Genomic DNA, 19,541 nt, shown 5'->3' with positions numbered 1-19,541 from the left:
ACGAAAAGGAGGTGGGAAGGTGGAGTGCGTTTTCTGTAAAATAGTAAAAAAGGAGATTCCAGCTGCTGTGGTTTATGAGGACGAGGATGTACTCGCTTTCAAGGATATAAATCCTCAGGCGCCCATCCATCTCCTTATCATTCCCAAAAACCACCTGAGTTCTATAATGGAAGTGGATGAAAATAACGGCGACATAGTGAAGAAAATAGTAAAGGTAGCGCAAAGTCTCGCTAGGGAGAATAACATAGATAAAAAAGGTTTCAGGTTGGTAGTAAACACGGGAGACGATGGAGGGCAAACGGTACATCACCTTCATTTCCACTTACTGGGCGGCAGGTTTATGACCTGGCCTCCCGGCTAATACTGCCGAAAACACAAATTCGAATAATTTTTTCTCAAGTTAAAAGTAAAGTGTGGGGGGAGGGAGTAAAGGATGCCAGAAGTACGCGTTGGGGAAAACGAATCCATAGACAACGCCATAAAAAGGTTCAAGCGCATGTGCCAGAAAGCCGGTGTGCTCTCTGAACTGAGAAAGAGGGAACACTACGAAAAGCCCAGCGTCAGAAGAAAGAAAAAGTCTGAAGCGGCACGCCGGAGAAAACACCGGTAAGGTTTCGAGGAGGTAAAGTCCATTGTCTATTAAGGAAAAATTGAATGAGGATTTAAAGAAAGCCTTGAAAGAAGGCAAAAAGGAGCGCCTGTCCGTTATAAGGATGGCAAAAGCGGCTATAATAAACGAGGAAAAGGATCGCATGCACGAATTGAACGATGACGAGGTAATCGAAGTCATTTCAAGAGAAGTTAAAAAGCGAAAAGATGCCAAGGAGGAATACGAACGATTAGGGCGTAGTGATAAGGCCGATGAACTGCAAAGAGAGATTGAAATTTTACAGGAATACCTCCCCCTGCAGCTTACCGAGGAAGAATTGGAAGAAATAGTTAAAAAGACCATATCGGAAATTGGCGCCAAAGATTTAAAGGATTTGGGGATGGTTATGAAAGCAGTTCTTCCGCAGGTGAAAGGGAGGGCCGAGGGCAAGGCCGTAAACGCCATAGTGAAAAAGCTGCTTCAAAGCCAATAACCCGGCAAAAGCCGGGTTATTTATTTTTTGTGCGGGCTTCGATTTGTAATTAAACGTATCTTTCAAGAATAAATTTTAAAAAGAAATTATTGTTGAGAAGGATGCTTATGAAAAGGAGTCAAAAAGAAGGACTGAAGTCAAAATTTATAGAAGCTCTCGACCTTCCAAAGGATGTGGTTCTCGACCTTCCTCGGGTCACCGTTACCGGAAAGATCGGCGTATTGATAGAAAATCACAGAGGAATTATCGAATACGGTCCGGAAAAAGTTTCAATAAATACTTCCATCGGGCTTCTCGTGATAAGAGGAGAGGGACTCTTTATAAAATACGTGTTGGCTGACGAGATTTTTGTGGAGGGAAAAGTTAGGGCCGTCGAGTTTGAAGAATGACCTCGGAGGGAAAAAGGTGCTGATCATAAAGTTATGGAATTGTTTGCGGGGATATGTTATTATAAAAATAGTAGGGCGGTACGGAGAAAGACTGATAAACCAAGCGGCCTTTCATGGCCTTTATCTTTGGGACATAAGGCGGCTTGAAGAAAATACGCTTTTGGCGAAGGTCAGCGTCCGCGGATTTTTTAAACTCCGGTCACTTGCGCGAAAAACCAGGTGCAGGATTTATATTTTGCAAAAGAGGGGTCTGTATTTCTCCTTGAACAGATTAAGAAAGCGCAAGGTATTATTGCTGGGTATTATATTTTTTGTTGCTGCAATTTACATGCTCTCGTCTATAGTATGGAGCGTGGAGGTAAACACTCAGAATGAAACGCTAAAAAATTCGGTTTTAAAAGATTTAGAACGATGGGGGCTGAAGCCCGGTATATTTAAACACAATCTTGACAAAAAATATTTTCTTGATAAAATACTCCTTAACTATAAAAACGTTTCCTGGGCGGAAATAGAAATAAGGGGTAGCAGGGTAATAGTGGAAGTAGTAGAAAGGGAAATGCCGCCCGAAGTGGAAGAAGGTACTCCCTGCCACATCGTAGCTGCGAAGGACGGTATAATCGAGGAAGTGCTCCCTTTGAGGGGAGAGGCCGTGGTAAAGCCTGGAGATACTGTAAGCAAAGGGGATGTGCTGATATCCGGCAGCGTATCCCTGGCAGGAGGAGACGGTGAGGAAAAGAAGCTGCTTGTGAGGGCAAAGGGCATTGTAAAAGCCAGGGTGTGGTATAGGGAATCGGTGGAAGTGCCTCTGGTGGAATCTGTAAAGACGTATACCGGCAGGGTCAAAAAAGCATATAAAATTAGATTGGGTAATAGGGAGTTATATTTTCAACTGGGAGAGGTGAACTTCTCAAGTTACGAGGAGGAAGACTTGAAGGTGAGATACATCATTCCTCCGGCTTTCGGAAGTGTGAGCTTTAACCCGGTCCTTTACAGGGAAGTAAAGGAGGAAAAGCGATTTCTTGGAGTGGAGGGAGCTTCACAGGAGGCGAACAGGAGGCTAGCGGAAAAGCTCAAAATACTTCCCGGGGGAGTTCAGATAGTTCAAAAAAAGGTGGAATTCACTTTAAATCCGGAAAAACAGGTGGTTGTGGGAACTTTGACGCTGGAAGTCATAGAGGACATTGGAATTGAAAAAGAGATTGAATAAATAAAGGAGGATGTTTTATTGGGTAAAAATCTGGCCGAGGCCAAAGTTTCCATAGACAATATAAAGACCGTTGCGGAGCTTTTCGGGAGCAGGGATGAAAATATTAAATTCATTGAAAAAGAGTTTGATGTGCGAATAATAACAAGAAATGGAGAAATCCTTATATTGGGCGAAAAAGAAAATGTCGGGGCAGTAGAAAAGCTTCTCTTCCAGCTGATAAAAGTTTTAAAGGGAGGAAATTCCTTGACCTCGTCCGACATCAGGTACTTTTCAAAACTTGCGAAGGAAGGGCAGGAGGAAAAGATTACCGACCTTTATGACGATGTAATCTGCGTAACCCACCGCGGAAAGCCGATAAAGCCCAAAACTATAGGTCAAAAGCTATACGTTAAGGCGGTGAAGCGAAACGATATAGTATTTTGCATCGGCCCGGCGGGTACGGGTAAAACCTATCTCGCCATGGCACTAGCGGTTACGGCCCTGAAGGAGAGGGAAGTCAGCCGCATAATTCTCACGCGGCCGGCGGTGGAAGCTGGGGAGAAACTGGGATTTTTGCCGGGAGACCTTCAGGAAAAGGTGAATCCTTATTTAAGACCCCTTTACGATGCCCTTTACGATATATTAGGGGTGGAAACTTTTCAGCGGTATATGGAAAAGGGAATCATAGAGGTAGCACCTTTGGCTTACATGAGGGGGAGGACCCTGGACGACTCCTTTATAATTTTGGACGAGGCTCAAAATACCACTTCAGAACAGATGAAAATGTTCCTTACCCGCCTCGGTTTCGGTTCTAAGGCGGTGATTACGGGCGATGTAACCCAGGTGGACCTCCCAAAAGGAGTATATTCGGGCCTGGAGGAGGTTCAGCTCATACTAAAGGGCATCGAAGGGATAGAATTCATTTACCTTACCGACAAAGATGTGGTGCGCCACGAAGTGGTACAGAAGATAATAAAGGCTTACGAAAGGTACGAGGAAAGCCGAAAAATTCAGTGAGGGGCTGGTCCTGTGTCGGTTGTTTTAAGACGCGGCTGGTCTAGAATGAGGACAATAAAACAGAATAATAAATTACTTTCTAACTGCGCCTTCCAAAGAGCAATGGTGGGAGTCGCATTTTTTTTGGCAATGGTTGCTCTCATGCTCGCAAATACATTCCCGAAAAAATACGACCTGAAAGTAGGCGATATAGTTCAGGAAGATATCGTGGCGCACAAAGATGCCATTGACACCGTTGCGACCCGCAAACTCCAGGTGGCTGCGGCCAATTCCGTGCCCAAAAAGTACACCTTAGACCAGAACGTGACGAAAGAAGTCAAGGGGAAAGTTGCGGAGATATTCACCGGCGTAAGGGATGTAAGGGCCAGAGACATGGGCGAATCAGACAAGATAAAGATGTTAAAGGCAGTGATATCCAACGGTTTTTCCGATGAAACCTATTCGGTAATGCTAAATTTGAGCGATTCCGAACTTAGGGAGCTGGAGACCGTCACCAAAGCGGTTATTGAAACTGTCATGAATGACGGGATTAAGGAAGAATCTATCGATAGGGCAAAAGCGCTGATCATAGAAGAATTCAAAAAAGTAAGCCTTCCCGAACCCGTAAAGAGCGCGGGGGAAGATATAGCTTTTTCGGTGATAAGGCCCAATATGATTTTTGACGAAGAAGCCACGGAGCGAGAACAGAAAGCGGCTATGGAAACTGTTGCGCCGGTGAAAATTACGAAAGGGCAGGTGCTTATCGAAAAGGGGAAACCGGTGACACAGGAGCAGCTGGAACTTTTGAAAGAATTGGGGCTTCTTTCCCAGGACAATTCCTCATACTTTAAAATGGCCTTTGGGATTGCCGTACTTGTATTGATTCTGGAATTTATCTTGGCCGTTGAAATATACCTCTTTCACCGAGACGTTTTCGAAAACGTGCCGTACCTGGGATTGCTGGCTATAGTCATAATAACAACCCTTTTCATATCGACGGTTTTCAAGACGATATCGAATTTTCTCGTGCCCGTTTCGGCGGGGAGCATGCTGATATCCATACTGATAAATCCGCATATCGCCGTTACGGCAAGTTTCGTGATGTCAATAGCCGTCGGCGTGCTCCTGGGAAACGACTTTGCCAGCGCGCTGGTCGCCCTGGTAGGCGGCCTTATGGGGACGTATTTCACAAAAAAGGTCATGCAGCGGGGCGATTTGACCAAAGCCGGCGGCTTGGTGGGACTTGCCAATTTCCTCATAATCTTCGGCTTTGGATTTCTGAACAACAATTCGCTCCTTGACATTGCGAGGCAAAGTTTTTGGGGAATAGCGAACGGGTTTTTGTCTTCAATTTTAACCATAGGTCTACTTCCTTTTCTGGAAAATTCTTTTGGCATAACAACATCCGTAAGGCTTCTGGAACTTTCCAACCCCAATCAACCCCTTCTTCGCCGCCTGCTGCTGGAGGCTCCAGGCACCTATCACCATTCCATAATAGTGGGGAATCTCGCGGAAGCCGCTGCTGAAGCCGTGGGGGGCGATGCTCTGCTGGCGAGGGTTGGAGCGAGCTACCACGATATAGGCAAGCTAAAAAGACCTTATTTTTTCATAGAAAACCAGCTGACCTCAGATAATCCTCACGACAAGTTGAATCCAACGCTCAGCGCCCTCATAATCACTTCCCACGTGAAGGATGGACTTGAAATAGCCCGGCAGTATAAATTGCCGCCGGTCATTCAGGACTTCATAGCTCAGCACCACGGCACTTCGCTCTTAACTTATTTTTATAAAAAAGCCCTGGACAATCATGAGGAGAAAAAAATAGGGGAGAGCAGCTTTCGCTACGACGGTCCCAAGCCGCAAACCAAAGAAGCCGCCATTGTGATGCTGGCCGATTCGGCGGAAGCTGCCGTGCGCTCCATGACCAAACCAACCCCTGGGAAAATAGAGGGACTGATAAGGCAGATAATAAAAGAGAAACTGGCCGATGGTCAGTTGGACGAAAGCAACCTGACGTTGAAGGACCTCGACAAAATTGCCGCAGCCTTTTCCAAAGTTCTAACCGGCATTTTCCACACCCGCATAGAATATCCGGAAAAATTGAAAGAACTAGAAAGGAAGGGTTGAAGTTGGCCCAAGTGATTATAAACGACCTGCAGGATAAAATAAAAGTCGACCGGGGATTGGAAGAATTGATAACAAAAGCAGTCGAGCTTACGCTGAATTTGGAAGGGGCGGATACTAAAGTAGAAGTGAGCGTGGCTTTGGTGGATAATGCTTATATTCGCGAATTAAATAAAACCTACAGGGGGAAAGATGCGCCGACGGACGTATTGTCCTTTCCTATTGGTGAGGAAAGCCTTATGGATAAAAACGAGGAAATCGAACGATTACTCGGCGATATCGTGGTTTCCCTCGAAAAGGCCGAAGAACAGGCAAACATTTACGGCCATTCTTTTGAAAGGGAGGTCATTTACCTGATTGTGCACGGCACGTTGCACCTTCTGGGTTACGACCACGAAAATGAAGAGGAAAGGAAAGTTATGAGGGAAAAGGAGGAAAGAACTCTTAGAGCTTTAGGGCTTCCCCGCGAGGAGTCCGGGCTATGAAAAAGAGCAGGACCCTTTTCGAGAGTTTCATATACGCCATTTCGGGAGTTATTTATTCCCTGAAAACCCAGAGAAACATGAGAATCCACTTTTTGGCGGCTTTACTGGTAATGATTTTTAGCAAGTATCTCAACCTCGAGGAAATGGAAATGGTGGCGGTGGTTTTCGCTACGGCTCTGGTCATAATTGCGGAGATGATAAATACGGCCGTGGAGACCGCCGTCGACATGATAACGGAGAAGTTCCACCCGCTGGCCAGAATAGCGAAGAATGTGGCGGCGGGGGCGGTGCTGGTTGCGGTGTTAAATGCCATTATAATAGGCTATGTGATCTTTTTCGACGAGCTTTATAACCTCCTTTTGGGAATTCAAAGGCTGATACTCGGGCGGTAGCCAGTCCCATACGGGAATGGGGGTCTTTGAATGAATAAGAAGATTTTGACCCTGCTCTTGGCCTTTTTTATTCTTTGGCTTCCGGGCTGCAGCAAGACCCAGACGAGGGAAGTAAAAAATGAAAAAGCAGGGGAACAAATACGCCAGTCGGTAACAGCACCGCCTGCGGCCAAAAACCCGTTGACGGGCCTTTCGATGGCGAAGGAGAGAGAGGGCAGGAGGCCATTCGCAGTTATGGTAGAAAACGAAAAAAGCGCAAGGCCCCAATCGGGCCTAGATAAAGCCGATGTAGTATACGAAATCTTAACGGAAGGCGGCATCACCAGGTTTCTCGCCGTTTACCTGGGTGAGGATGCCGAAGAAATAGGGCCGGTCAGGAGTGCCCGCCCTTATTTTATAGATTTTGCTATGGAATATGATGCTCTTTACATCCATTACGGAGGGAGCCCTCAAGCTTACTCCGACCTGAAAAAATACGGCAATATCGACAATATAGATGGCATATACGACAACGTCACCTTCTGGAGGGACAGGACCCGCAAACCCCCACACAACGCGTACACCAGCACTCAAAATATCATGAAAACCGCCGAAAAACGCGGATACCTCAGAACGGTTAAACTGGACGGGTGGGATTTTATCGGCGAAGAAAATAGCGCTCCCGGCCCTCTCCGGGAATTTGAGCTTGATTATTACCGGAATTACAGGGTAAAGTACGCGTACGATGAAGAAAAACGGGCGTATATAAGGTACATAAACGATGAACCTCATGTCGACCGGAAAACCGGCGACCCCATTGCCGTTAAAAATGTCATCGTACAGTTTATGGATACCCGCGTAATTGATTCGGAAGGCAGGCTTGCGATAAAAACGACGGGTTCAGGTACGGGCTATTACATAAGCGATGGAAAATGTACTTATATCAATTGGGAAAAAGCTTCCCGGTTTGCAAAGACTAGGTACACCACAGAAGATGGTAGAGAATTAAAGCTAAAGCCGGGGAACACCTGGATTCAAATACTGCCGGTTCAGGCCGAAATAAAGTTGAACCTTAACTAAAAGAGAGGTAACCAGAATGGGCGTTTATACTACCGAAGCCATTGTGGTCGGTTACAGGGATTTGGGGGAAGCCGACAGGATATTGACCCTTTTTTCGCCGGAAAGGGGCAAGATACATGCGGTGGCAAGAGGGGTTCGGCGGCCTAGAAGTCCCCTGCTGGCCGGCACGCAACTTTTTTCCTACAGCAAATTTCTCCTGGTTGAAGGGAAAAATTTGGATTCCGTAAGCCAGTGCGAGCTTAAGGAATCCTTTTTTAAAATAAGGGAAGATTTGGACAGGATGGCGTACGGGGCTTATTTTGCAGAACTCCTTCGCATATCGACCCGGGAATGCGATAAAAGCGAAGAAGTTTTTCGGTTTTTTTTAAAGACGCTGTTTTTGTTGCAGGTATGGGAAGACCTGCAGGTTATGGCAAGGGTGTTTGAACTGAAACTGATGGCCCTGCAGGGGTTTAAGCCTCAGATTTTTTGTTGTGTAAATTGCGGTGAAAAAAGAATGGAAAAGGTGTGGTTCAGTTCGCTTTCAGGTGGAATCCTTTGCGAAAAGTGCAAAAATAAGGATGAAAAGGCAATTAGAATTTCAAATGAAACACTGTCGGTGATGAAACACATTTTAAAAAAAAGATTTGAGGAATTAGCTGAACTTAAAGTGACTCAAGACGTAAAAAATGAGTTGAAAGAAGTAATTTTAAATTTCGTTTTGCATCAGTTGGAGCGAAAACCCCGAACTTTGAGCTTTTTGGAAGATATATCCATACTATGAAATAGGGGAGGATATATTTTGAAAGCCGTTTTGGATTCGTTTAGAGGAAAAGCCGTTTATGTGTTTTTTGCATCGTTAATTTTTTTGACGGGCTGTTTTCTGGGATGGCTGGTATTCTGGCAAAATCCGGTATTCTTTCTGGAGAATCTGGATAAGTTACTGGGAAACCTGCTTGAAATTAGCGAGAAGATGGAAAGAGCCAGCAAACTTTCTGTAGCGGGATACATTTTCCAGAACAACGCAAGGGCGCTTCTCGTCATGATTTTCGGGGGCATCGCTTTTGGAATAGTTCCCTTTTCTGCCTTGGTTTTCAATGGATTTGTGGTGGGAGTGGTGCTGGCCCTGAACTTTTATCACGGCCAGTCGCTTTATTTTTTCCTGGCCGGCATGCTCCCCCACGGGATTTTGGAACTCCCTGCTATTTTGACGGGTGCCGCTTTCGGATTAAAGACCGGGGCGGAGCTTTTGTTTTCAAAGGGGAAAAGCAGGATCAAGATACTGAAGGAAAATTTAAAGGAAGGTATTCTAGCTCTCGGCATCTTGATTCCGGTGCTTTTAATAGCTGCACTTATAGAAGCGGTTGTGACTCCCTTAATCTTGAGCCCGTTTTACAGATAAAATAATATATACTTTTTAAGGCAAATGTGATATACTTTATTAGTGACATTCCTAATATGAGATACTTTTTCGGTTATATGTTGGAAGGGAGGGAGGACAAATAGAATTAACACCAAGACAGATGTTGATAGTCGATATCGTGAAGAAACACGAACCTATTACAAGTGAGGAAATTGCAGCGAAGCTCAATATTACACGGGCAGCTTTGAGGCCTGACCTTTCAATACTTACCATGGCCGGAATTCTCGAAGCAAGGCCGAGAGTGGGATATTTTTATGCGGGCAAAAATCCGAAAGGCCTGATTTCGGAGAAAATAAGAAGCATAAAGGTCAGCGAGATAAAAGCCGTACCGGTGGTAATAAGAGAAGAAACTTCGGTATATGATGCAATAGTAACGCTTTTTTTGGAGGACGTGGGGACCCTTTTCGTGGTCCAGGAAGATGGAAGCCTCTGCGGCGTGGTCTCGCGGAAAGACCTTTTGAAGATAGCCATTGGAAATGCGGACATAAAGCAGGTACCCGTAAGCGTGGTAATGACGAGGATGCCGAATTTGGTTACTGTGACGTTGGATGAAAGTGCCTACGATGCGGCGAGAAAAATCGTCGAACATCAGGTGGATGCTCTGCCGGTGATAAGGCCCAAGGAAGTCGACGGCAAGCAAAAGTACGAAGTCGTGGGAAAGGTTACGAAGACAACCATCACTAAGCTTTTCGTAGAGCTTGGCAAAGATTAATAATTTAAAGGGGGGATTCAAAATAGTTAAGGTGGAAGGACCAGTTATTTTTGCCGTATCAGATTCTATCGGAGAAACGGCGGAATTAGTAGCAAAAGCCGCCACCGTGCAATTCAATTCCGGTCATGTGGAAATCAGAAGGTACCCTTATGTAACCGAAGAAGAAGATGTGGTGGAAGTAGTGGAGGAGGCAAAAAAATATAAAAATAGCGCGATAGTATGCACCATGGTGCTTCCGGAAATTAGAAAAAAATTGTTGGAGCTTGCCGAAGCCAATAACATACCGATTTTGGACATAATGGGGCCCATGATGGATATAGTTTCCAGGATAACCAATATAAAGCCGAAGCTAGAGCCGGGTCTGGTAAGAAGGGTGGACGAAGATTATTTTGAGAAGATAGAAGCGATAGAATTTGCGGTAAAGTACGACGACGGCAAGGACCCGAGGGGGCTTGCAAAAGCCGATGTGGTGCTTATCGGAGTTTCCAGGACTTCAAAGACGCCACTTTCCATGTACCTCGCCCACAAAAGGCTTAAAGTAGCCAATCTACCGCTTGTTCCGGAAGTATCTCCTCCTGAAGAATTGTTTCAGCTCGACCCCAAAAACGTCGTGGGTCTTACCATACAACCCGAAATACTGTACAAGATCCGGCAGGAAAGGCTGAAAGCTCTGGGGTTAAGCAGCGATGCCACCTATGCGAGTATGGAGAGGATATTGAAAGAATTGGAGTATGCCGACGAAATAATGAAAAAAATAGGCTGCCACAGGATAGATGTTTCCAACAAGGCGGTGGAAGAAGTGGCGGCCAGAATACTCGAGATAATAAGGAGAGGGGAAGACCGATGACCAAATACGTTTATAAATTCAACGAAGGCAGGGCTTCGATGAAGAACCTGCTAGGAGGAAAGGGAGCCAATCTTGCGGAAATGATGCACATCGGCCTGCCCGTACCGCCAGGTTTTACCGTGACGACCGAGGCATGCACGAGGTACTACCAGGAAGGAGGAAAAATTCCCGGAGAGGTCATCGAGCAGGTTTTCGAAGCTCTTGAGAGTCTGGAAGAAACGACCGGCAAGAAGTTCGGTAGCTCCGACAATCCTCTTTTGGTTTCGGTCAGGTCGGGAGCGCCGGTTTCGATGCCGGGTATGATGGATACCATACTCAATCTGGGACTGAACGATGCCACAGTGGAGGGACTCGCCCGTTCAACCGGTGACAGGCGCTTTGCCTACGACTGTTACCGGAGGTTCATACAGATGTTCGCCGATGTGGTTCTCAATGTAGAACATGAAAGATTCGAGGAAATTATAAGTTCTGTCAAGAATAAAAAGGGCATCAATTACGATACCGACCTTACGGCCGAAGACTGGCAAGAGGTCTTGGAATCATACAAGAATTTGGTAGTAAAACATACAGGCCGCCAATTTCCCCAGGACCCGAAAGATCAGCTCGTGATGGCCGTTGAAGCGGTGTTTCGTTCCTGGAACAACCAGCGGGCTATTGTTTACAGGAAAATAAACAAAATACCGGACGACCTCGGTACCGCAGTTAACGTCCAGGCAATGGTTTTCGGAAACATGGGCGAAGATTCGGGGACCGGCGTGGCTTTTACCAGAAATCCTTCCACCGGGGAAAGAGAAATTTACGGGGAGTTTTTGCTGAACGCACAAGGAGAAGATGTGGTGGCGGGGATTAGGACGCCTAAAAATATAAAAGAACTAAGAAGCATCATGCCCGATGTTTACAAGCAGTTGGAAGATGTTTGCAGCCTCCTCGAAAGGCACTACAGGGATATGCAGGATATTGAGTTCACCGTGGAAAAAGGCAAACTCTACCTTCTTCAAACCCGCAGTGGCAAGAGAACGGCAGAGGCGGCGGTAAAAATTGCCGTGGACATGGTAAAAGAGGGGCTCATTTCCAAAGAAGAAGCCGTACTCAGGGTGTCGCCCGAGCATGTGACTTCGCTTTTACACAGGCGGATAGATCCCAACGCTAAAGTGGAAGTGATAGCCAAAGGGCTGCCCGCCTCTCCGGGAGCAGCGTCAGGTCAGGTGGTCTTTTCACCCGACGAAGCCGAAACTTTAGGACAGCAGGGCCACAAGGTGATTTTGGTCAGGACGGAGACAACTCCCGACGACATCCACGGTATAGTCATGGCTCAGGGAGTGTTGACAAGCCGCGGAGGCATGACCAGCCATGCGGCGGTGGTTGCGCGCGGCATGGGTAAGCCGTGCGTATGCGGTTGCGAGGCGCTTTCGATAGATTACAAAAACGAGGAATTCAGGGTAGGCGAGCTGGTTGTAAAGAAGGGCGATATAATTTCGATAGACGGTTCTACGGGCAAGGTTATGCTCGGAGAGGTGCCCATGATTGACCCCGTGCTTTCGGAAGAATTCAGAGAACTCTTAAAGTGGGCCGATGAAATAAGAAGGCTTTCCGTTAGGGCTAATGCCGATACGCCGCAAGATGCAAAGCTCGCCCGGGATTTCGGTGCTGAAGGCATCGGCCTTTGCAGGACCGAGCATATGTTTATGGGACAGGATCGCCTGCCCATTGTTCAGCAAATGATTATGGCAACTACTAGGGAAGAAAGGGAAAGAGCATTAGAAAAACTTCTCGTTTTCCAGCGGCAGGATTTCGAAGGCATCCTCGAAGCTATGCACGATTTGCCGGTGACGATAAGACTTTTGGATCCGCCACTTCATGAGTTTTTGCCGGATGCCGAAGAACTTGTCGATGAAATTGCACAGCTGAAGGCTAAGGGCGATATGGATGGCCTTAAGGAAAAGCAGGAAATGTTGAAAAAGGTAAAAGCGCTCAGGGAATTCAATCCCATGCTGGGCTTGAGGGGTTGCCGGCTGGGGATTTTATATCCGGAAATTTACGAAATGCAGGTTCGAGCGATTTTCCAGGCGGCGTGCAATCTGGCCAAAAAAGGCGTCAAGGTTATACCCGAAGTTGAAATACCGTTGGTCAGCAATGCCAACGAATTAAAGCAGTTGAGGAAGCTCGTGGAAAACGTAGCTTCTCAGGTGATGGACGAAGAGGGAGTAAAGGTAGAGTACAGTATAGGGACCATGATAGAAATACCAAGGGCTTGCATTACCGCCGATGAAATAGCCGAATACGCCGACTTTTTCTCCTTCGGAACCAACGACCTGACTCAAACAACTTACGGTTTCAGCCGAGACGATGCGGAAGCCAAATTCCTTCCTCAGTATATAAACCAGAAAATCCTGCAGGAAGACCCCTTTATCGTCCTTGACCGGAAAGGGGTTGGGACCCTTATGAAGACAGCAGTGGAGCTGGGGAGGAAAGTGAAGGAAAACCTTGCGGTGGGAATATGCGGAGAACACGGAGGGGAGCCTAATTCCATAGAATTCTGTCACGAGATAGGTTTGGATTATGTGAGCTGTTCACCTTACAGGGTTCCGATAGCAAGGCTGGCGGCGGCTCACGCGGTGCTCAAGAAAAAATGAAACTCTTTTGAGGGGCTTTAAAGCTCCTCTTTTTTTAATTTTTTTAATAAAATAATGTTTGAAAAGGTTTATTTTTGAATTAGAACGGAGGGCGTCTTTATGAATATAAGAGAGATGACCGAAGAACAGGAAATTAAAACGCTTTCTCCTTACGCAACGCTGAGCAGCAAAAGCAGGGGGAGACTGGTGCCGGAGGAAAAGTGCAGCGTCAGAACCGAGTTCCAAAGGGATAGGGACAGGATTCTCCATTCCAAGGCTTTCAGGCGAATGAAACACAAGACCCAGGTTTTCATATCCCCAGAAGGAGACCATTACAGAACCAGATTAACCCATACTCTGGAAGTTGCACAGATAGCCAGAACTATATCGAGGGCGCTGAGGTTGAACGAAGATCTGACCGAGGCAATTGCTTTGGGGCATGACCTGGGCCATACCCCTTTCGGGCATTCGGGGGAATACGTGTTAAACAGGCTCATGAAAGATGGCTTCAGGCACGAAGAACAAAGTCTGAGGGTGGTTGATGTTCTTGAGCGCGGAAGCGGACTGAATCTGACCTGGGAGGTGAGGGACGGTATAAGAAATCACAACAGCCGGGGAAATCCCGCGACGCTGGAAGGACAGGTGGTAAAAATAGCCGATTGGATAGCCTATATAAATCACGATATTGATGATGCGATAAGGGCGGGGATACTCAGAGAAACCGACTTGCCCAGAGAACCGATAGGTGTCCTCGGGAAGAGTCATGCTCTGCGCATAGATACGATGATAAAGGATATAATTAAAGAAAGTTATGGGAAACCTTTTGTCAAAATGAGCGAGGAAGTTTACGAGGCGACGGTGGAGTTGAGGAGCTTTCTTTTTGAAAGGGTATACGTAGGGTCCAGTGCCAAATCCCAGGAAATAAAGGCTCAAAAAATGCTGGAGTTGCTTTTCGAGTACTTTTCAAAAAATGTCGAATCGATGCCGGAAGAATTCGTCGCGATTGCTCAAAAAGAGGGAATCGAGCGGGGGGTATGCGATTACATTGCAGGGATGACCGACAGCTTCGCTGTTCACAAGTTCAGGGAGATTTTTGTGCCCTCATCCTGGCCCATAAATGCTAGTAAATAAATAGAAAAAATTAATTTTTGGTTAAAAAGAAGGAATATCTCCTATTGATGTAGAATAATCTTTATGCAAAAGCCAAGCTCATATTATTTTTTTTCCATAAAACGGCTTTTTTAATGGGTCTTACCCCGGATTGTGCTGTTTTAAAAAAGACAGGGGGAGATTTTTTTTGAATTAGGCAGGTGGGCACGATGGGCCTCTATCCCGAAGAAATTATAAAAGAAGTTCAAGACAGGGCAGATATTGTCGAAATAGTGTCGAATTATGTTTCGCTTAAAAAACGCGGCGAAAATTACGTGGGGCTGTGCCCTTTTCATTCAGAAAAGACGCCCTCGTTTAATGTAAGTCCTAAAAAACAGCTTTTTTACTGTTTTGGTTGCGGAGTGGGAGGCAATGTTTTTACCTTCCTGATGAAAAAGGAAAATTGGACCTTCCCGGAGGCTTTGAGGTGGCTGGCAGAAAGGGTGGGAATAAAGCTGCCAGAGGAGGAAACGTTAGGAAAGGTATCGGAAGCCTTCAAGTTAAAGAGGGAAATTCTAGAGATAAACAAAATGGCTGCCGAATACTACCATTACAACCTCCTGAAGACAACGGAAGCGGAAAGGGCAAGGCATTACCTGTCAAGTCGAGGGATTCTTGCGGAGACGGTAGAAAGGTTCAATTTGGGTTATGCTTTACCGGCCTGGGACGGGCTTATAAATTTCATGCGCTCGAAGGGAATAGGAGAGGACGCGCTTTTAAAAGCCGGATTGGTAATTCCGAAAAGTTCCGGGAAGGGCTTTTACGATAGATTTAGAGACAGGATTATTTTCCCTATTAAAGATGTAACGGGAAGTGTAGTGGGTTTCGGGGGGCGAATCTTGGATAAAGGGGAACCGAAATACCTTAATTCGCCTGAAACTCCTGTTTTTAACAAGAGAGAACATCTTTACGGATTGCCCATGATAAATAAAGGACAATCGCCTATCATTTTGGTAGAAGGATATATGGACTGCATAACGCTGCACCAGCATGGATTTACGCAGGCAGTGGCATCCCTTGGAACGTCGCTGACCGAACAGCAGGCAAAAACTTTGAAACGATATACCGATGAGGTCGCTATTGCGTACGACTCCGATGCGGCGGGTCAGGCTGCAACGCTGAGGGGTATCGGAGTTCTTGTAAAAGAGGGATTGCGGGTAAAAGTGATAGACCTACCCGAAGGCAAGGACCCCGACGAGTTCATAAAAGCGAGAGGGAAAGAGGCTTTTGAAGAGTTAGTTAAATCAGCGCAAAATTTTATCGATTACAGGCTCAATTCGGCAAAAAAGGGCCTTGACTTAAAATCTCAAGATGGAAAACTAAAATTTATAAAGAGGGCCGTATTAATTTTGGCGGAAATAGAAGACGGTGTGGAAAGAGAGCTTTATGTTCAAAAGATTTCCGGGGAGCTAAATATCCCCAAGAATGCACTTTATGAAGATGTAAATAAAATAAGAACCCAATCGGTTATGCCAAACATTGGCTTAAAGTATAAAAACAGCCAATTAAGGGATAATAATAAAGAATTGACAAAAATAAAAATTATGTCGGGTTTTCACAAGGTGGAAAGAAATCTTTTAAAAATGATGATAGAGGATGATGGAGTAAGGGAGAAGGTTATGGAGAGATTGACAGCTTACAATTTCATAGATTTGAGGCACAGAAAAATTGCTGCCGCGGTGTTCGAAATGGTCCAGAAAAACGAATCCGTAACGCCTAAAGATGTGGCCGTGAAGTTGAAAGATGATCCTGACGCTGCGGCAGAACTGGCCAACATACTAATGGCGAACGAAAAGCAGGATGAAGAGATGGTAGACGAGTTGATCAACCGGGTAAAGGAAAATTACTTAAAATTAGCGATAAAGAAGATAAGGAGTGAAATCCAACGGGCGGAGAAAGTGGGAGAAATAAAAAAAGCTCTTAACCTTCTTTCAACCTATCACCGGTTAAAGCACGAAATAGAACAACTTAAGTCAGACCTTACTAGGAAGGGGGGAATCTGATGGCAACGGAAAAGGAAACCGAAAAGGTTAAGGTCGAAGAGGAAAAGGACCAGGTAAAGGAACAGGATAAGGAACAACAAAAAGAAAAAGAGAAAGAGAGAGAAAAGGAAAAAAAGACGAAGCAGAGTAAAAAGGCCGATAAGATGAAAGCTGTAAAGGAACTCATTGAAAAAGGTAAAAAGACGGGAGCGTTAACTTACAAGGAAATAATGGACACCTTGGCGGATTTTGAAGATCTAGATGCCGATCAAATAGATAAGATATATGAATCCTTCGAGGAAATGGGAATCGAGATTATAAACGATAACGATGATATACCGGAATCTTTGCTTGAAGATATTCCCCCGGAAGAGCTGGACCTGTCTGTTCCCGAAGGTGTGGCTATAGATGACCCTGTCAGGATGTATTTAAAGGAAATCGGCAAAATACCGCTCCTCACGCCGGAAGAAGAGATTGAGCTGGCAAAACGCATAGAAAAGGGCGACAAGGAGGCCAAAAGGCGTCTTGCAGAAGCAAACCTCAGGCTTGTTGTCAGCATAGCAAAAAGATACGTCGGAAGGGGCATGCTTTTTCTGGACCTCATCCAGGAAGGAAACCTGGGCCTCATAAAAGCCGTGGAAAAGTTCGACTACCGCAAAGGATATAAATTCAGCACGTATGCGACTTGGTGGATCAGACAAGCCATAACCCGAGCCATTGCAGATCAGGCAAGAACCATCAGAATTCCGGTTCACATGGTGGAGACGATTAATAAGCTGATAAGGGTATCGCGCCAGCTCCTGCAGGAACTGGGTAGGGACCCGACCCCGGAGGAAATTGCCGAAGAAATGGAAATGCCTGTCGAAAAGGTGAGGGAGATAATGAAGATAGCCCAGGAACCCGTGTCCCTCGAAACGCCTATAGGAGAAGAGGAAGACAGCCATTTGGGAGACTTTATCCCCGACGAAGAAGCCCAGGCACCGGCTGATGCCGCGGCTTACAGGCTGTTGCGGGAACAATTGGAAGATGTCCTGGAAACCTTGACTCCGCGGGAAGAAAAGGTACTGCGGCTGCGGTTCGGACTCGACGATGGAAAGCCCAGAACCCTCGAAGAAGTGGGGCAGGTTTTCGGCGTTACTCGCGAGAGGATACGGCAGATTGAAGCCAAAGCTTTGAGAAAACTGCGCCATCCGAGCAGAAGCAAAAAATTAAAGGACTTCCTTGAGTAAAAGCGGGGTAATCCCGCTTTTTTCTACTATTTGCTCTTAAAGGTGAAAAAAATGAAGTTGAGCGAGAGATTGCTGGAAATAGCCGGATTGGTGCCTCGGGGCAGTTGTGTTTCGGATGTTGGAACCGACCATGCGCTTTTGCCCATATATCTGGTCAAAAACGGTATTGCTCAAAGGGTTATTGCAGTCGAGGCAAGATACGGGCCTTGGATGAGGGCCAGAGAAAATGTTAAGAAGGCAGGTCTTTCCGATTTTATAGATGTCCGGCTGGGGGATGGCTTTGAACCTTTAAAGCCAGGCGAGGTTGATGTGGCAATTATAGCCGGCTTAGGGGGTGAAACCATATGGAGCATAATGGAAAAATCTCCCGACATCGTGAATTCTCTTTACGCAATTATACTTCAGCCCATGAAAAATGCGCACAGATTGAGGAAGGCCCTTTTTGAGAATTGTTTTGAAATAACGGAAGAACGCGTGGTATGCAGCAAGGGAAGGTACTTCGAAATAATGGTGGTAAAAAAGGGGACTTCCTGCTTTTTCAGCGAAGAGGATGTAATACTGGGTCCCGTATTGAAGCAGAAGCGAACTCCGGAAGTACTTGAATATATTGAAGCGCGCCTCAATCGACTTTTTATTAAATTGAGGGAACTGGAAGGCCAAAACAGCGAGCATGCCAAAAAGGCAAGGGAATCCATGCTTAGGGAGATGGAATTGTTAAAAGGGGTGTTGGAAGAATGATCAGTATTCAGACTGTGATTAATTTGATAGAAAAGTTCGCTCCCAAAAAGCTTTCTTTAGAATGGGACAACGTAGGTTTGATGGTGGGAGCAAGCTCGGCGAAAGTAAAAAAGATTCTCGTTGTCCTTACAGTGACGCCCGGGGTGGTAGAATACGCCGCCTCAAGCGGCGTGGACCTGATTATTTCACACCATCCTTTCATTTTCAAACCTTTGAATTCCGTAAGGCAGGATTTACCAGTAGGGAAAATGATTATAGAGGCAATAAAGCACGATATAGCGATTTATTCTGCCCATACGAATCTGGATGTGGCAAAAGGAGGGATTAACGACCTTTTGGCGCAAAAATTAGGACTTGAAAAGGTAGAGGTGCTGGAAAAGACCTTCGAGGAACCGTTAAAAAAGATTGTGGTATACGTTCCTAAAGGATACGAGGAAGTGGTAAGGGACTCTATGGGTGATGCCGGTGCCGGACATATAGGGAATTACAGCCATTGCAGTTTCAATATTTCGGGTATCGGGACTTTCAAACCTCTAGAGGGTTCGAATCCTTTTTTGGGGCGGCAAGGCGAGTTGGAAAGGGTGGAAGAAGTTAGGGTCGAGACCATTGCTCCCGCATCCCGGGTCAAAAAAATATTAAATGCAATGTTGAAAGTCCACCCGTACGAAGAAGTGGCTTACGATATTTATCCTGTGGAAAATGAAGGATGTGCTTTCGGATTAGGCCGAATAGGCTACCTTAAAACTCCCGTGACCTTAGGGGAACTCTGCCGTATTGTCAAACAAAAACTTGAAGTAGAGTTTTTGCGGGTGGTAGGGGAGCCCAATAGGAAGGTTTCTAAAATTGCCTTATGCGGCGGAGCAGGAGGAAGTCTTATATCGAAAGCGGTTTTTGCGGGGGCCGATGCTTACATAACGGGAGATATAAAGTACCACGAAGCTGAGGAAGCAAAAGCTTCCGGTATAGCCTTGATAGATGCCGGGCATTACTCTACGGAAAAGATAATATTGAATTTCCTGGCCGAGTATTTGAAGAAGGAACTGGCGGAGCTGGAAAGTGACGTTTCGGTAGAGGTTTATGATGAAGGCGACCCAATAAAAATTGTTTAAACGATAAAAGCTGGAAAATCATCTTCAAATCAGAAAAATATAAAAACA

Annotated in this window: 20 protein-coding genes; all 20 read left to right on the top strand. The window is 45.8% G+C overall.

Features of this window, described 5'->3' with window-relative positions:
- The first annotated feature begins 19 nt into the window (after positions 1–19).
- The 20 genes from AN618_RS01355 to AN618_RS01260 all read left to right on the top strand — a co-directional run bounded on the left by AN618_RS01355 (position 20) and on the right by AN618_RS01260 (position 19,493).
- Positions 20–361, top strand: coding sequence for a histidine triad nucleotide-binding protein (locus AN618_RS01355; protein ID WP_066351129.1), 342 nt, complete (start codon positions 20–22; stop codon positions 359–361).
- 72 nt (positions 362–433) lie between these two features.
- Entirely contained in the window at positions 434–610 is a 177-nt protein-coding gene (gene rpsU, locus AN618_RS01350) for a 30S ribosomal protein S21 (RefSeq protein WP_066351127.1), read from the top strand.
- 22 nt (positions 611–632) lie between these two features.
- Positions 633–1,082, top strand: a complete 450-nt coding sequence (locus tag AN618_RS01345) for a GatB/YqeY domain-containing protein (RefSeq protein ID WP_066351124.1) — start codon at positions 633–635, stop codon at positions 1,080–1,082.
- Positions 1,083–1,189: 107 nt separating this feature from the next.
- Positions 1,190–1,471, top strand: coding sequence for a sporulation protein YqfC (gene yqfC, locus AN618_RS01340; protein WP_066351122.1), 282 nt, complete (start codon positions 1,190–1,192; stop codon positions 1,469–1,471).
- Between the two features lie 16 nt (positions 1,472–1,487).
- A complete protein-coding gene (yqfD, locus tag AN618_RS01335; RefSeq protein WP_066351370.1) occupies positions 1,488–2,678 on the top strand; it encodes a sporulation protein YqfD in 1,191 nt (396 codons plus the stop codon).
- A gap of 18 nt (positions 2,679–2,696) precedes the next feature.
- On the top strand, positions 2,697–3,674 hold the full coding sequence (locus tag AN618_RS01330; RefSeq protein WP_187694855.1) for a PhoH family protein: 978 nt from the start codon (positions 2,697–2,699) through the stop codon (positions 3,672–3,674).
- Positions 3,675–3,803: 129 nt separating this feature from the next.
- Complete coding sequence (locus AN618_RS01325; RefSeq protein ID WP_245628346.1) at positions 3,804–5,780, top strand: HD family phosphohydrolase; 1,977 nt, start codon at positions 3,804–3,806, stop codon at positions 5,778–5,780.
- A 2-nt stretch (positions 5,781–5,782) separates the two neighbouring features.
- Positions 5,783–6,262 (top strand): rRNA maturation RNase YbeY, encoded by a 480-nt coding sequence (gene ybeY / locus AN618_RS01320; RefSeq protein ID WP_066351119.1) that lies wholly within the window; start codon positions 5,783–5,785, stop codon positions 6,260–6,262.
- Positions 6,259–6,654: a diacylglycerol kinase gene (locus AN618_RS01315; protein ID WP_066351117.1), complete on the top strand. Its 396-nt coding sequence runs from the start codon at positions 6,259–6,261 to the stop codon at positions 6,652–6,654. Before ybeY ends, AN618_RS01315 begins: the two co-directional genes overlap by 4 nt.
- A gap of 30 nt (positions 6,655–6,684) precedes the next feature.
- On the top strand, positions 6,685–7,713 hold the full coding sequence (locus tag AN618_RS01310; protein ID WP_066351116.1) for a DUF3048 domain-containing protein: 1,029 nt from the start codon (positions 6,685–6,687) through the stop codon (positions 7,711–7,713).
- Between the two features lie 16 nt (positions 7,714–7,729).
- The gene (gene recO, locus AN618_RS01305; protein WP_066351115.1) at positions 7,730–8,476 is read left to right on the top strand and encodes a DNA repair protein RecO; all 747 of its coding nucleotides are present in this window, start codon (positions 7,730–7,732) and stop codon (positions 8,474–8,476) included.
- 18 nt (positions 8,477–8,494) lie between these two features.
- Complete coding sequence (locus AN618_RS01300; RefSeq protein WP_066351111.1) at positions 8,495–9,094, top strand: stage II sporulation protein M; 600 nt, start codon at positions 8,495–8,497, stop codon at positions 9,092–9,094.
- Positions 9,095–9,215: 121 nt separating this feature from the next.
- The gene (gene ccpN, locus AN618_RS01295) at positions 9,216–9,827 is read left to right on the top strand and encodes a transcriptional regulator CcpN (RefSeq protein ID WP_066351109.1); all 612 of its coding nucleotides are present in this window, start codon (positions 9,216–9,218) and stop codon (positions 9,825–9,827) included.
- Positions 9,814–10,674, top strand: a complete 861-nt coding sequence (locus tag AN618_RS01290; RefSeq protein ID WP_245628333.1) for a pyruvate, water dikinase regulatory protein — start codon at positions 9,814–9,816, stop codon at positions 10,672–10,674. The genes ccpN and AN618_RS01290 overlap by 14 nt, the downstream gene beginning before the upstream one ends.
- Positions 10,671–13,307, top strand: a complete 2,637-nt coding sequence (gene ppdK, locus AN618_RS01285) for a pyruvate, phosphate dikinase (RefSeq protein WP_066351107.1) — start codon at positions 10,671–10,673, stop codon at positions 13,305–13,307. Before AN618_RS01290 ends, ppdK begins: the two co-directional genes overlap by 4 nt.
- A 99-nt stretch (positions 13,308–13,406) precedes the next feature.
- The gene (locus AN618_RS01280) at positions 13,407–14,417 is read left to right on the top strand and encodes a deoxyguanosinetriphosphate triphosphohydrolase (RefSeq protein ID WP_066351106.1); all 1,011 of its coding nucleotides are present in this window, start codon (positions 13,407–13,409) and stop codon (positions 14,415–14,417) included.
- Between the two features lie 188 nt (positions 14,418–14,605).
- Complete coding sequence (gene dnaG / locus AN618_RS01275) at positions 14,606–16,438, top strand: DNA primase (protein ID WP_066351103.1); 1,833 nt, start codon at positions 14,606–14,608, stop codon at positions 16,436–16,438.
- Positions 16,439–16,581: 143 nt separating this feature from the next.
- Entirely contained in the window at positions 16,582–17,646 is a 1,065-nt protein-coding gene (rpoD, locus tag AN618_RS01270; protein WP_066351364.1) for an RNA polymerase sigma factor RpoD, read from the top strand.
- A gap of 51 nt (positions 17,647–17,697) precedes the next feature.
- A complete protein-coding gene (locus tag AN618_RS01265) occupies positions 17,698–18,384 on the top strand; it encodes a tRNA (adenine(22)-N(1))-methyltransferase (RefSeq protein WP_245628344.1) in 687 nt (228 codons plus the stop codon).
- On the top strand, positions 18,381–19,493 hold the full coding sequence (locus AN618_RS01260) for a Nif3-like dinuclear metal center hexameric protein (protein WP_066351098.1): 1,113 nt from the start codon (positions 18,381–18,383) through the stop codon (positions 19,491–19,493). Before AN618_RS01265 ends, AN618_RS01260 begins: the two co-directional genes overlap by 4 nt.
- Positions 19,494–19,541 lie beyond the last annotated feature (48 nt).

Origin of the sequence: Fervidicola ferrireducens, from assembly GCF_001562425.1 — a bacterium.
Taxonomy (GTDB): Bacteria; Bacillota; Thermosediminibacteria; order Thermosediminibacterales; family Thermosediminibacteraceae; genus Fervidicola; species Fervidicola ferrireducens.
Note: the sequence above shows the minus strand (reverse complement) of the source record. Positions and strands in the feature narration are given on the sequence as shown.

Excerpts from the sequence above, each read along its gene's own strand:
- rpsU (WP_066351127.1), top strand. The coding sequence starts at position 434 with ATGCCAGAAGTACGCGTTGGGGAAAACGAATCCATAGACAACGCCATA.
- yqfC (WP_066351122.1), top strand. The coding sequence starts at position 1,190 with ATGAAAAGGAGTCAAAAAGAAGGACTGAAGTCAAAATTTATAGAAGCT.
- AN618_RS01325 (WP_245628346.1), top strand. The coding sequence starts at position 3,804 with ATGGTTGCTCTCATGCTCGCAAATACATTCCCGAAAAAATACGACCTG.
- AN618_RS01315 (WP_066351117.1), top strand. The coding sequence starts at position 6,259 with ATGAAAAAGAGCAGGACCCTTTTCGAGAGTTTCATATACGCCATTTCG.
- AN618_RS01310 (WP_066351116.1), top strand. The coding sequence starts at position 6,685 with ATGAATAAGAAGATTTTGACCCTGCTCTTGGCCTTTTTTATTCTTTGG.
- recO (WP_066351115.1), top strand. The coding sequence starts at position 7,730 with ATGGGCGTTTATACTACCGAAGCCATTGTGGTCGGTTACAGGGATTTG.
- ccpN (WP_066351109.1), top strand. The coding sequence starts at position 9,216 with ATGTTGATAGTCGATATCGTGAAGAAACACGAACCTATTACAAGTGAG.
- ppdK (WP_066351107.1), top strand. The coding sequence starts at position 10,671 with ATGACCAAATACGTTTATAAATTCAACGAAGGCAGGGCTTCGATGAAG.
- AN618_RS01280 (WP_066351106.1), top strand. The coding sequence starts at position 13,407 with ATGAATATAAGAGAGATGACCGAAGAACAGGAAATTAAAACGCTTTCT.
- dnaG (WP_066351103.1), top strand. The coding sequence starts at position 14,606 with ATGGGCCTCTATCCCGAAGAAATTATAAAAGAAGTTCAAGACAGGGCA.
- rpoD (WP_066351364.1), top strand. The coding sequence starts at position 16,582 with ATGAAAGCTGTAAAGGAACTCATTGAAAAAGGTAAAAAGACGGGAGCG.
- AN618_RS01265 (WP_245628344.1), top strand. The coding sequence starts at position 17,698 with ATGAAGTTGAGCGAGAGATTGCTGGAAATAGCCGGATTGGTGCCTCGG.
- AN618_RS01260 (WP_066351098.1), top strand. The coding sequence starts at position 18,381 with ATGATCAGTATTCAGACTGTGATTAATTTGATAGAAAAGTTCGCTCCC.